We start from the raw sequence: 13,382 nt of genomic DNA on the forward strand, positions 1-13,382 counted from the left end.
TCAGTTCTGAATAGGATTATTTTCGTTAATAAATTTTTTAAATTGATCTAATGCTAACGCTCTATGGCTTATTCTATTTTTTTCATCAGCAGAAATTTCTGCAAAACTATTTGAGTAACCCTCCGGAACAAAAATAGGATCATAGCCGAAACCGTGTTTTCCCAGGATTGTATTTGAAATAGTACCGTAAACTCTTCCTTCAAAATAGCGAACTTCTTTATTATTAACCCAGCAAATTACACTTATAAAATAAGCTTTTCTATCAGTAATATTTTTCATATTAGAAAGTACTTTTGCTATGTTATCATCAAAAGAGCCGGTTCCGGCATAACGAGCTGAATAAATTCCAGGTTCTCCGTTTAATGCTTCTATCACAAGTCCGCTGTCATCAGCAAAGCAAGGTATTCCCGATAGATCGTATCCAAATTTTGCTTTTATAAATGCATTTTCTTCAAAAGTGAGTCCGGTTTCTTCAATATCTCCCTCAAAATTGTAATCATTAAATGTTTTTAGATTTAAATTAGAAGGAAGCATGGCTAAAATTTCATCTTTTTTATGAGTATTTTGAGTTGCTAATAATATTTCCATGAGTATTTTTTTGTGATTTTATTAAGAAAATAACCTGATATAATGATGATTATAAGACCAATGATAGGATAAACATAATTGCTAAATCCGATTTCAGGCGAATCAAAATTTCCATTTTTGTAATATAGATAAAAGCCTAACAAATTGTTTAAAAAATGAAGTAATGTGCTTACTGCAAGTGAACCGGTTTTGTAAAAAGATATTCCTAAGACTATGCCGGCCAAGATACCTGCTAAAACCTGCCAGGGGAATATGTGTATGCCGCCGAAAATTATAGAAGATATAATAATGGCTTTATAAGGAGGAACTTTATTATTAAGCATTCCTTTTAATATAAAACCTCTGAAGAATATTTCTTCAAATATCGGGGCTATAATACATATAGAAATAAAAACGGCAACCGGTTGTTTGTTAAGCGAGCCTACTAAAGCTTGGGTCATTAAATTGTGCAGATAACCAAAAAAGGGTCCTTGGGTGGGTATTAATCCTGTTAAAAATTCGGACAATAAAAACTGTCCGATGAATAAGCATAAGCAAATTGGGAATAGTTGAAATTTTTTTAAATTATAACTTAATCTAAATTTTTGTTCTCTTGGTTTTAAACAAATAAAATAAAAAATGAGAAACAGCATTAAATAATTAAAAACAGTATTTATAGGAGTTAGTAAAGCTGTGTCTAGGTGTAAAAAGTTCGCAAGATAGAAAAATAGTTGTCCTGAAATACCCGCTATGGTTATGAATAAAACAATAGCAAATATAATGTCGTACCAATAGATTTTTAAGTAGTTATTCATTGTGATATGGTTTACCCTGTAATATACTAAATGCACGGTAAAGTTGTTCCGTAAAAAATAATCGTATCATTTGATGTGTAAAAGTCATGGAAGATAATGAAATTTTTTGATGAGGTAAGTTATAGATTTTATCTGAAAATCCCCAGGCTCCACCTATACAAAAAACAATGTGTTTAGTTGAATTGTTCATTTGATTATCAATAAATTTTGAAAATTCAATAGATGTGTATTGCTTGCCTTTTTCATCTAATAATATGAGTGAATCACTAGCATGTAATTGAGAAATAAAAGATTCAGCTTCCGCATTTTTCAAATCAGATTCCGGAAGATTTTTAGCATTTTTTATATCCGAAAGTTCTTTTCTTTCATATTTAATAAAGGAAGGTAAACGTTTTTCAAGCTGCTCAATCAAAGTCAGCAGCTCTTTCGAATTTGTTTTGCCTATCGAGAGTAATGTAATTTTCATAATACGTAAAGAGTACAAAAGTAAGAGAATATTTTTAATGATAATAGTCTCTATCCTGCCTTTTAAAGGTTTGAATAAGTTAATTATACATTTAAATCTGCTTATTTTAATTAATAAGTAGAAATTAATCTTTGTTACTACTTTAGATTAATCAAGATAAAATATACTAAATATGAAAATATTTTTATTTATAGGATGCAGATAATGCTTAAGTTATCTTAAAATGTTGTATTCTTTTAACAAAATAGTAGATGAGAAACTAATAAAACATGTATATTTAAAAATTATTCTTTATAACTGTTTTTTTAATTTATATACATCATTAAATCTTGTAAAAGATAATCTTTTTAAATACGATTTATAATTTTTAATACGTAATTAATAATCATAAATTGAACTTAGTTTTACAATAAAATCAGGAAAATATAAAAAATAGCTATTTATAATCTAAAAAATACATATAAAAACAGAAAATTTATTTATTTCATAATATTATAAGTGAAATATTTTTTAAAATATGAATTTGATTTATGAAGTGTTTTTATATTAATAATAATTAAACTAATCTATATAATGATTAAAGTAAATAAAATATAAAATTGTGTTTGTTAAATATTTTTTATTGGGTAAAAAATATTGTATTGAGGTATATTATTTTATTTTTATTATATTTGTCCCAGTAATTTATGGATTAATTAATATAAAGCGCTAGCTTTTATTCTGTCTATGGGAATCTGGTAAATTCAAAAGAGACACAGAATAAGTAAGTTGGGCTCACACCATATAGCGTGGGTTCTTATCTTATTTGTGTTTCTTGGCTTACCAGAGCCCCTATAGGCAAGTAAAGATTTTTAACCCGCGCTTTTAATTCCTTCATACATCCATTAAAGTATATTTGCGCATATTTTTATCTTTCATTTTCTATAAAAATCCTTTTAATTTCATGGTTTATTAATCAACAATTATTAAATAAGAATACGAAGTTTATTTTTATTAATTTTGATGAGTATATAATCATTTCAAAATATGAAATTAAATGTTTTAACAGCTATTATAGCTTCCTCGGTTATGCTGGTCTCTTGCGATACTAAATTTTCAAATACTATAGGTAAGACAGATCCTGAAAATTTTGAATATAAAGTTGATCGTTTTGCGGATATAGAAGTATTGAAATATCAGATTCCTGGTTGGGAAAAACTTTCCCTGAAAGAAAAAAAGTTGGTTTACTATTTAGCTCAGGCAGGTATGTCCGGAAGAGATATAATATGGGATCAGAATTATAAATATAACTTAAAAATTCGTAAAGCATTAGAAAGTATTTATAAAAACTATAAAGGAGATAAATCAGCACAAAGCTGGAAAAACTATGAAATATATTTAAAAAGGGTATGGTTTTCTAATGGAATACACCACCATTACTCTAATGACAAAATTATGCCGGAATTTTCACAGAATTATTTTCAGCAATTATTAAATGATACTAGTACAGAATTGGAACCATTCATTGTAGATATACTTTTTAATGAAGAGGATAATAAAAAAGTTAATCTGGATGAGTCTAAGGGATTTATATCTGGTTCTGCAATAAATTTTTATGGGAAAGGTATTACGGATAAAGAAGTAGAGAAATATTATTCAGGGAAAACAAATCAGGATTCAGACAGACCTGTCTCATGGGGGCTCAATTCCAAATTAATCAAAAATGAACAGGGAAATTTAGAAGAAAAAATATGGAAAAGCGGGGGTATGTATGGAGCTGCAATAGATCAAATTATATTTTGGTTGGAAAAAGCAGTTTCAGTAGCTGAAAATAAACCGCAGGCGGAAGCTTTAAAACTGCTAATCAGTTATTATAAAACAGGTAGCCTGAAGACCTGGGATGAATACAATATAGCTTGGTTGAAGGCTACTGAGGGAAATATTGATTACATCAATGGATTTATAGAGGTGTATAATGATCCTTTAGGACATAAAGGCTCTTATGAAAGTATTGTTCAAATCAAAGATTTTGATATGTCTGCAAAAATGGAAGTAATTTCCAAAAATGCACAATGGTTTGAAGATAATTCTCCTTTAATGCCAGAGCATAAAAAGAAAAATGTTGTAGGTATATCATATAAAACGGTAATAGCAGCTTCGGAATCGGGTGATTCATCCCCAAGTACACCTATAGGTGTAAACTTGCCCAACGCCGATTGGATTAGAGCAGAGTATGGTTCAAAATCTGTATCTCTAGGTAATATCATAGATGCTTATGGTCAGGCAGGCGGAACGGAGAAATTAAAAGAATTTGCTTACGACTCGCAAGAAGTTGAATTATCCGAAAAATACGGAGAACTTGCAGATAAGTTACATACAGCACTACATGAAGTGGTGGGACATGCTTCCGGGCAAATAAATAAAGGAGTGGGTACTCCAAAGGAAACATTAAAAAGTTATGCTTCAACACTTGAGGAAGGGAGAGCTGATCTTGTAGGTCTTTATTATTTATATAGCCCTAAATTACAGGAGTTAGGTTTAGTCGAAGATTGGAAAAAGGTAGGTATGGCTGCTTACAATGATTATATTCGTAACGGTTTGATGACGCAGTTAGTACGTATAGAACCCGGAAGGGACATTGAAGAAGCACATATGAGAAACCGTCAGTGGGTAAGTGCATGGGTTTATGAAAAAGGTCAGAAAGATAAGGTTATTGAAAAAATAGAGAAAAATGGTAAAACTTATTTTAAAATAAATAATTATGAAAAATTACATAATTTATTTGGAGAATTATTAAAAGAAACTCAGAGAATTAAATCAGAAGGTGATTATCAGGCTGCAAAAGACCTGGTTGAAACATATGGTGTTAAAGTAGATCCAAAGCTTCATAAAGAAGTTCTTGAAAGAAATTCAAAATTTAATCTAGCTCCATATAAAGGCTTTCTAAACCCTGTTTTAGTTCCTAAAGTTAATAGTAAAGGAGATATTACTGATATTGAGGTTACTTATCCTAAATCATTTGCTGAAGAGATGCTGTATTATTCTGAAAAATACAGTTTTTTACCTTTAGAAAATTAATACAATAAATTAAAAAGCGGTTTAATAACCGCTTTTTTACATTAGTATAATAATAACTTCAATATAAATTTTTATAATTAAATTATGGAATCAGTTATAGAATATTATATAATAGATGCATTTGCATCACAAATTTTTTCAGGTAATCAGGCAGGTGTTTGTTATTTAAAGCAAAAAATTGATGATCAAATTATGCAGCAAATAGCAGCTGAAAATAATTTATCTGAAACGGCTTTTATTTTAAAAAGAGATGAGGGAGCAAATTATGATTTGAGGTGGTTTACGCCTAAATCTGAAGTTGATTTGTGCGGACACGCCACTTTAGCTTCTGCATATGTACTATCCAATTTTGTAGATAGTACTTTAAAAAAAATACAGTTTTATACTCAAAGCGGGATTCTTACTGTGAACTGTAAATCAGATAAATATGAAATGGAATTTCCTTCCAGAGAACCGAAACGGTTACAGATATTACCTTTATTTAAAGAAATGATAGATTGTGAAATTCTGGAAGCCTGGGCTTCCAGGGACTTAATTTTGGTGGTTGAAAATGAAGATGAAGTACGGAGAGTGAATCCTGATTTAAATAAAATTGCTCAAGCATCTGAATATTTAGGTGTTATAATTACTTCCAAAGGAAAAACTACTGACTTTGTATCTCGTTTTTTTGCTCCTTCAGTAGGAGTAGCGGAAGATCCGGTTACCGGATCTGCTCATACTTCTTTAATTCCCCTGTGGAATCAAAAATTAGGGAAAAAGAAGATGATAGCCTATCAATGCTCACAAAGAGGCGGTTATATTTATTGTGATATTATTGAAAATAAAGTTTTAATTTCAGGTTATGCAAAATTATATTTAAAAGGTTCTATTTACCTATCATAAGTTCATATAAAATAAGGAAGTTAAAACAATAACATGGTATTATTTTTGAGTGTTATAGGGATAAATTTGATAATACAAAAAAAATGATTAAGAAAGTCTTTTTATTATTTGCTGTAGCAGCTTTAGTAGTTAGCTGTGATAAAAAACAAGCCCAAAAAGCAGAAGAAATCAAAGACAGTACTTCAGCTATAGCTGATACTCTGGTACAAAAAGCAGACTCTTTGGTAAATGCACATACCTCTGAAAATTCGCTGGATGTGGAAGGTGTTTATAAAGGAGTGATACCATGTGCCGATTGTGAAGGTATCGAAACTATATTGAAGCTGGAAAAAAATAATATGTATACTCTTTCATCCAGGTATTTAGGAAAAGGAGATCAAAAACCATTTGAATCAAAAGGTAAGTATGTTTGGAGTAAAGAGGGAAACAAAATTACCTTAGAAGGAGATAAAGAAAAGCAACAATTTAAAGTAGCTGAAAATCAATTAATCCAACTGGATACTGAAGGTAATGTAATTAGTGGGGAGTTAGCATCCAAATATACATTACTTAAACAAAAATAATTAAATCAATTAATATGTAAAAACGCCGGCTTTTAAGCCGGCGTTTTTTTTAACTAAATACTTAATCTTATGGATAAAGCTTCTGTTTTATAGGATAAATCTTTACATTTGAAACTTTTTAAATAATATAGGTAAGCTGTGTTATTGATTTAAAAATAACATTTATCCATTTTAATAAGCCAGATTAAATACTATGTCTTCAAACTCTAAGAAAACCTTTCCGGCTATACCTGCTGTACTTTTATCTATGATTAGTGTTCAGGGAGGAGCTTCAATTGCTAAAAGCCTATTTCCGGTTTTAGGAGCCGGTGGAACAGCCTCTTTAAGAATTGGTCTTTCAGCAGTACTGCTTGTTCTTTTTTTTAGACCCAATATTCGAAAACTCACAGCAGAACAGTGGTTATACTGCTCGGGGTATGGAATTTGTTTAGCGGCTATGAATCTTATCTTTTATTATGCAATTCAACGTATTCCATTAGGGCTGGGTGTTGCTTTGGAGTTTGTAGGACCTTTAACGTTGGCTCTATTCAGTTCAAGAAAAATACTTGATTTATTTTGGGCTCTTTTAGCTTGCATCGGAATAGCATTACTTGTTCCATGGAATAATGCAGGGGTTGATATTATTGGTTTAATTTTAGCCTTGGTTGCGGGTGCATTTTGGGCTTTTTATATACTTATCGGTGGAAAAATTTTAAAAAAAGTAAAAAGAGGTGAAGCAGTAAGTGTAGGAATGTGTATCGCTACTCTTTTTATACTGCCCTTTGGAATTTTTTCCGGAGATCTGGATGTTTTAAATGGTAAATGGCTTTTAGTGGGATTGGGAGTTGCCCTCTTATCCAGTGCAGTTCCATTTTCATTGGATTTGATTGCTTTAGGAAAGATTCCCTCTAAAACATTCAGTATCCTTATGAGTTTGCAACCCGCTTTTGGAGCTTTATCAGGCTTGGTTTTTCTAAACGAAATTCTAAGTATCAGTCAATGCTTATCCATACTTTGTGTTATTGTTGCCAGCATAGGAGCTACTATTTTTAGAAAAAAATAAATTTAGAATATTTGGTTAACTATCATTTTTTTTTTAATATATTTTGTGTTAATATAAAATAATAGCATTGTATTTTATAAAATATAGGAAAAAAATAAATTGTTATTTATTAGTAAAAAATTAATAACTTAATATTTATTAAGATCAAATTATGTAATGTTTTTTTATTTATTCGTAATTTAATTTAATATATTTAATATTTTTTTGAATTTATTTTATTATTTGTTAAATTGCATTGCTAATAATTTAATTGTCATGAACAAAAAGATCTTTTTATTAGGAGCAAATTTAATGCTCATTAATTTTTTAAACGCTCAAGTTGGCATTAATACTAATGAACCTCATGCAACTTTTCATGTATCTCCGATAACGAGTGTAAACAATTCTCCCGAAGGAATAATAGCTCCTGTATTAACACGTGCAAGCCTTATCAGTAAAAACGATAGCTATGGAGATAATCAAAAAGGAGCAATCGTTTATGTTTCCGATTTATCAGGTACTTTAACCACAAAAACAGCTAAGGTTACTTATGTTGGGTATTATTATTTTGATGGTGTCCTTTGGCAGCATATGGTATCCAGTGCTGCAGGTATTCCTGCAGAGCCCTGGCAAGTTCAGGGAAGTACTGTTCAGGCGACAGATAATACACAAAATATCTATCAATCGGGAAGTGTAAATGTAGGAGGACAGTCTGTAGTTTCCAGTAATTACAAATTTCAGGTCTCCGGTAACGAATATATAACCGGAACAAGTAAAATTGGAGGAACTTCTGTCAATAATTCATCAGCCCAACTAGAATTAGGAGATTCTAATAAGGGATTTTTACCAAACAGAGTAGCTTTGGTAGGTGCTACAAATATGAGTCCTATGAGCACAGTAGTCGATGGGCTTTTAGTTTATAATACTACCAGTTCTGCGGCCAGCGATTTATATCCAGGATATTACTTTTGGATGAATAAACAATGGAACCGTCTGCAAAATGAAAGACCAAAAAGTACCGTCAACCTTTTGAATCTGGCAACCTCTGTTACAACTAATGCAGGAACTCTTGCAAATTTAGCAACTTCAGGAACAGTTTTACCTTTTGGTGCTGTTGATGCAACTACCAAAGTATATTCAATTACGCTAACTGAAGATGGAGCATATGCATTTAATTTCCGATTATACGGTGCTGTAAAAGAAACTACGGGAACAAGTGTCAAAGCAGCACGTACTGTTGTTTACTATATTGGATTATTAAAAAATAATACTTTAGTAGATGCTGCTGAGTTGGATATTAATATTATACCTACTACAGGCATTTCAACTGTTGCAACCTATTCAGTAGTTTTGGCTTGTGATGCTAAAGCAGGGGATAAAATAACATTTAGAATGAATCACTTTACTAATACGGTGTACCCTTGGACTTTAAGTTCCAGAACTACCAATACATCCGCTGATCGTACTTCCCTGGTATGGTGGAAGCTTTAAGGTGAAATCGTATATTTTTTCTTATATATTTTTATAAAATTGAAAAAAAGTAACCTTTTCAAATAAAGGTTACTTTTTTTGTTGAATATTTTTTATAGATGATATGCTCGGAATTCCAGATTGAAAACAGAATTCGTCGAATAAATAATAATTTTGCAGACCTTTAAATTAAAATTATTGGGTAATTAGAGCTGAAACTATAAATTATATGTTTGGGAAATTTGAATAAAGTACGTTGTAAAATTAAATATAAGTAAAAGATATTTTTTATATTTTATTTAAAAAATTGAGGCTGTAAAATAAAAAAGTGGATAAAATGCTTAAAAAAGCGATCCGGACGGGACTCGAACCCGCGACCACCTGCGTGACAGGCAGGTATTCTAACCAACTGAACTACCGGATCGGATAGATTTTTATTTGTGTTTTTAAAAGAATGGAAACTAAATTCCTTATTGCGATCCGGACGGGACTCGAACCCGCGACCACCTGCGTGACAGGCAGGTATTCTAACCAACTGAACTACCGGATCTTTTACCAATACTTGTTACAAGTATTTTTCAGTGGTGCAAAGATAGAATCATTTTTTTATTCTGCAAACTTTTTACATTAAAAAATTACTTTTTTTCAGCCCAAGCAGACATCTTTTTTTCTAATACATTGAGAGGCAGGCAGCCCGAACTTAATAATTCATCATGAAACTCTGAAATCGAAAACTTATTTCCCAGAATTTTACGATACTTGTTTTTTAATTCTTGAATTTTCATAGAGCCCGCCTTATAACTTAAAGCCTGTGCAGGATAAGATATGTACCTTTCCACTTCCGCAACAGCCTCATTTCTGTTATATGCAACATGATCCAGAAAATATTCAATAGCTTGCTCCCGGCTCATATTTCGGGTGTGTATTCCCGTATCAATAACCAGTCGTACGGCACGAAGCATATCATCACTCAAGGAACCTAATTTTTGATAAGGATCTGTATAAAGCCCCAGTTCAGGTCCCAATGATTCACAATATAAGGCCCAGCCTTCTCCGTATGAACCTATCCAGCCAAACCGCATAAATTTGGGAAGTGATGTATTTTCTTGTTGCAACGAAACCTGATAATGATGACCGGGTATAGCTTCATGAAGAAATAAGGATTCCATACCCGAAGTTACATTGAATTGCGTTGCATCGGGAATAGGCATATAAAAAACTCCGGGTCTGCTTCCATCAGCAGTACCCTGATAATATTCCGCGCTGGCTGTATTTTCTCTGAATTTTTCTGTTTGCCTTATTTCAAAAGCGGTTTTGGGAGTTTTATTAAATAATAATTTTAGCTGAGGTTCAATTTTGAATAAAATAGAATTAAATTCATCTAAAATCTGTTTTGGCGTTGTATAGGGGCGAGCTTTCGGATCTGTTTTAACATACAGTAAAAAATCCTTCAAAGATCCCTCAAAACCTATTTGCAGTCGTACTTTATTCATTTCATTTTTAAGGCTGTCTACCTGCTTTAGACCTGCCTGATAAAATTCTTCCGGTGTTTTGTTTGTTGTGGTCCAATATTTTACCCAGTACAAATACATGGTATTGCCAGCAGGTAACGAATTATACCCTATGCTTTTACGACTGTGAGGTAAATACTCTTCTTTAAGATAAGTTCCCAATTGAGTATAGGTAGGGATAATTTTACCTATAATCATCTGTTGATATTTTTGAGTTATATCTTTTTTTTGTGCTAAAGTAAAGTCTGAAGGTAAATTTTTAATAGGACCGTAAAAAATATTTTTTTCAGAATCGGCGCTTATAATATCTTCATTAAGCATCTGCTTAATCATTTTAGAAACTAATACATCCGGCAGAACCATTCCGGTATCAATTCCTTTTTTAAAATTTTTAACAGCTGTATCTGCCCATCCGCTAAAAGCATCTACACGTTTGAGCCAGTCAGAATAATCCTTTTCGGTTTTAAAAGGTTGAATACCCTGTCCACTCCCCATAACGGGCATTTGCAGGGGAAGTCCCTCAAATTGGGTAAAAGGAATTCTCTCAAAATGATAAGGGAATTTTTCTAAACTAAGTTCAATTTCATTTTTTAATACATCGTAAACGATTTTGGAATTTTCGTTTAGCTGGCTGTAATTAATTTTGTTTAATTTTTGTAGATAAATCTGAAAAAAATCTTCATATTCAGATAAGAATTCATCGGAAATATCATTGGTTAATAAATCATTATACCTGTAATCTCCCTGCATTGTGGCTTGTATGGGATTTAATTTTAAGAAATCTTCATAATAATTATCAGCCAGATCATACAGAGATTTATTTTCATCAGATTGAGAAAAAATAAAATTAGAAAACAGGCAGGAAGTCAGAATTACAAGTATTTTTTTCATGAACTAAATTTTAGAATCTGTATCGTTAACAAATAGGTCTTAGGTATAAAAAAAGAATAAGGGATTTCCTTATTCTTAACTTTTATAGTACTTTACTAAGATTATTTTGAAATTTTAATAACCAAATCTACATTTGTCCATGTTTTACCCTCATGTAAATCATAACAAGCTCTATGAAGACTGGTAAATGGTTTTTGCGCATTGAAATCGTTTAGTATATCAACACTGCCTTTGATAATAATTTGATTTCCTTTCAATTCATAAGGAAACTCTTTTGTTACCGATTTTCCGTTTAACTGAATAACTATATAAGCGGTATTATTTTCAAATTTCTGAAAATATCCGGATATTTCAGGGTTAGAAAGTCTTTTAAAGAAGAAAGTAGTTAAAGTTCCATCTCTGGCTGTATCTCCGGTAGAAGTTGTAGTTCCGTCACAAATAAAGCGGGCATTAACCAAAGATTCGGGAATAGCTAAATCTTCCTTAACACCTGTAAGTGATATTTTTAGAAAAGTTCCGGCTACTGGAACTTTTTTATCAGTTTTAAATGCCGTCCACTGAAGTTCTTTTTTATAAGTAGATTCTTTTCCTACCGGCTGTATAGGAGCTTCTACAGAACTGCCAGTTTCGACAGCAGCCGAAGTCGTATCCACCTGATGTTTGGAATTATCGTTGCAGGAAAACAGGAGCAATGCTCCGGCTGCAAAAGATAAGAAAAGTTTTTTCATGGTATAATTCGGTTTTATTAAGTAATAAAAAGGCTGAAACAGGTTAATATTAATGCCCCTGATGTACCGAAATGGAATCTTTGGCCGGTTGTTGTTTTTCTGTATGAGTAGAATCCGTATTTTTTTCAGTACCGTGAGCTTCATGGTTTTGAGCAGAATGATTGGCATGTGCACTGTCAGCAGACTGTGTTGAAGGATCTACAGGAATTATATTTTTATTACCTCCCGAAGCATTGTCACAAGAATAAAGCGTCAGGGTAAGAATTGCGATTGCTAAAATATTTTTTTTCATATCTGTATATTTTTTTCAAATATAAAAATTTTTCAATGATTTTTCCCTGCTAAATGTAGGACGGTTTATCAATGTTTGATACAGAAAATAAAGTATCTTTTTTTCGGATAATTAAATGATAATATGAGCTTCAAACAAAGTTTGGTTTTTTATACTGAAAAATAATTCAATATCCTGAATGTCTGCCAGTTGTTTTGAAATCCATAGTCCCAGTCCGGAACCTTCTCCTTTCATAGGTTTTGAATGATAAAATTTATTTTTGATATCCGTAATTTGAGGATTAATATCTTCACGTATGCTATTGCTGATGAGGATACTGACAATATTATCTTTTTTAGAAATTGTAAGGTCAATTGAGGTATTCTGTTGGGAATATTTAACAGCGTTGCTAATTAAATTGGATAGAATAACGGTTAGTTTTTCCTCATCTGCCCATACACGAAAGTCTTCTTCAATGGGTAGAAAAGAAAGTTTAAATGGTGTATTTCTTTCAGCAGAGCGAAGAGAAAATTTTTCGATCAGCTGAAGAAATATATCAGTAAGGTCGCAATGATTCCGTTGAAGTTGTAAGTTTTGGTTATTAATTTCTCCCATTAACAGAAAGTCGTTAACAATATGAATCAATTGTTGGATTTCCTTAATTTGTGTTTTATATAATTCCTGGGTTGCATAAGAAACATCAGGTTCTTTTATCATAATTTGCAGCCGGGTAAGCATCACAGCCAATGGAGTTCTCAATTCATGAGAGGCAGAGGCAAAAAAAGCATTCTGATGTTCCGATTGTTCTTTTATCCGTAAAAGCATATGATTAAATGAGCGGATTAAATCGGTCAGTTCGCTTTGATCTTTAGGTTCTGCAAGCAGTTCGGCATTTTTATAAATATTTATTTCATTTGCTTTATCTATAACAGTTCGCAAAGGTTGAAAGGCATATAAAGTAATCCGGTAAGAAGTAATAAAAGTAAATAAGCTTCCTAAAAATAAAATGCAGCTAAAAAAAAACAATACTTCTTTTTTAGTAATATTTGAATGTAGGTTAAAAGGAGTAAAAAAATGGAAAAAGAGCCCCAGTAAAAGCCATAAAAGCATAAATACTAAGGTATTCACACAGGCGATCCG

The 13,382-nt window shown here is 31.6% G+C and carries 12 protein-coding genes and 2 tRNA genes; 5 read left to right on the forward strand and 9 right to left on the reverse strand.

Features of this window, described 5'->3' with window-relative positions; genetic code table 11:
* The 3 genes from rdgB to EOV51_RS09270 are packed head-to-tail and all read right to left on the reverse strand — an operon-like array spanning position 1 to position 1,848.
* Entirely contained in the window at positions 1 to 588 is a 588-nt protein-coding gene (gene rdgB, locus EOV51_RS09260) for an RdgB/HAM1 family non-canonical purine NTP pyrophosphatase (RefSeq protein WP_181950999.1), read from the reverse strand.
* On the reverse strand, positions 573 to 1,382 hold the full coding sequence (locus EOV51_RS09265) for a CPBP family intramembrane glutamic endopeptidase (protein ID WP_128152098.1): 810 nt from the start codon (positions 1,380 to 1,382) through the stop codon (positions 573 to 575). The genes rdgB and EOV51_RS09265 overlap by 16 nt, the downstream gene beginning before the upstream one ends.
* Positions 1,375 to 1,848, reverse strand: a complete 474-nt coding sequence (locus EOV51_RS09270; protein ID WP_128152099.1) for a 23S rRNA (pseudouridine(1915)-N(3))-methyltransferase RlmH — start codon at positions 1,846 to 1,848, stop codon at positions 1,375 to 1,377. Before EOV51_RS09270 ends, EOV51_RS09265 begins: the two co-directional genes overlap by 8 nt.
* A gap of 1,026 nt (positions 1,849 to 2,874) precedes the next feature.
* Between EOV51_RS09270 and EOV51_RS09275 the strand changes: the two genes are divergently transcribed.
* From EOV51_RS09275 to EOV51_RS09295, 5 genes are all read left to right on the forward strand, one after another.
* The gene (locus EOV51_RS09275; RefSeq protein ID WP_128152101.1) at positions 2,875 to 4,905 is read left to right on the forward strand and encodes a dipeptidyl-peptidase 3 family protein; all 2,031 of its coding nucleotides are present in this window, start codon (positions 2,875 to 2,877) and stop codon (positions 4,903 to 4,905) included.
* Between the two features lie 84 nt (positions 4,906 to 4,989).
* Entirely contained in the window at positions 4,990 to 5,787 is a 798-nt protein-coding gene (locus tag EOV51_RS09280) for a PhzF family phenazine biosynthesis protein (protein WP_228427612.1), read from the forward strand.
* A gap of 83 nt (positions 5,788 to 5,870) precedes the next feature.
* The gene (locus tag EOV51_RS09285; protein ID WP_128152103.1) at positions 5,871 to 6,350 is read left to right on the forward strand and encodes a copper resistance protein NlpE; all 480 of its coding nucleotides are present in this window, start codon (positions 5,871 to 5,873) and stop codon (positions 6,348 to 6,350) included.
* A 193-nt stretch (positions 6,351 to 6,543) separates the two neighbouring features.
* On the forward strand, positions 6,544 to 7,392 hold the full coding sequence (locus EOV51_RS09290; RefSeq protein ID WP_128152105.1) for an EamA family transporter: 849 nt from the start codon (positions 6,544 to 6,546) through the stop codon (positions 7,390 to 7,392).
* 255 nt (positions 7,393 to 7,647) lie between these two features.
* Positions 7,648 to 8,862 carry a hypothetical protein gene (locus EOV51_RS09295; RefSeq protein ID WP_128152106.1) on the forward strand — a complete coding sequence of 405 codons (1,215 nt, stop codon included), beginning with the start codon at positions 7,648 to 7,650 and terminating at the stop codon, positions 8,860 to 8,862.
* A 329-nt stretch (positions 8,863 to 9,191) separates the two neighbouring features.
* Here the strand turns inward: EOV51_RS09295 and EOV51_RS09300 are convergent.
* From EOV51_RS09300 to EOV51_RS09325, 6 genes are all read right to left on the reverse strand, one after another.
* Positions 9,192 to 9,265: transfer RNA gene (locus EOV51_RS09300), tRNA-Asp, on the reverse strand.
* A gap of 52 nt (positions 9,266 to 9,317) precedes the next feature.
* Positions 9,318 to 9,391, reverse strand: a tRNA-Asp gene (locus EOV51_RS09305).
* Between the two features lie 85 nt (positions 9,392 to 9,476).
* A complete protein-coding gene (locus tag EOV51_RS09310) occupies positions 9,477 to 11,243 on the reverse strand; it encodes a DUF885 domain-containing protein (RefSeq protein WP_128152107.1) in 1,767 nt (588 codons plus the stop codon).
* A gap of 101 nt (positions 11,244 to 11,344) precedes the next feature.
* Complete coding sequence (locus EOV51_RS09315; RefSeq protein ID WP_128152108.1) at positions 11,345 to 11,971, reverse strand: YceI family protein; 627 nt, start codon at positions 11,969 to 11,971, stop codon at positions 11,345 to 11,347.
* Positions 11,972 to 12,020: 49 nt separating this feature from the next.
* A complete protein-coding gene (locus tag EOV51_RS09320; protein ID WP_128152109.1) occupies positions 12,021 to 12,263 on the reverse strand; it encodes a hypothetical protein in 243 nt (80 codons plus the stop codon).
* Between the two features lie 111 nt (positions 12,264 to 12,374).
* Positions 12,375 to 13,370 (reverse strand): sensor histidine kinase, encoded by a 996-nt coding sequence (locus tag EOV51_RS09325; protein ID WP_128152110.1) that lies wholly within the window; start codon positions 13,368 to 13,370, stop codon positions 12,375 to 12,377.
* Positions 13,371 to 13,382 lie beyond the last annotated feature (12 nt).

The organism is Apibacter raozihei (assembly GCF_004014855.1).
In the GTDB taxonomy this organism is placed as follows: Bacteria; Bacteroidota; Bacteroidia; order Flavobacteriales; family Weeksellaceae; genus Apibacter; species Apibacter raozihei.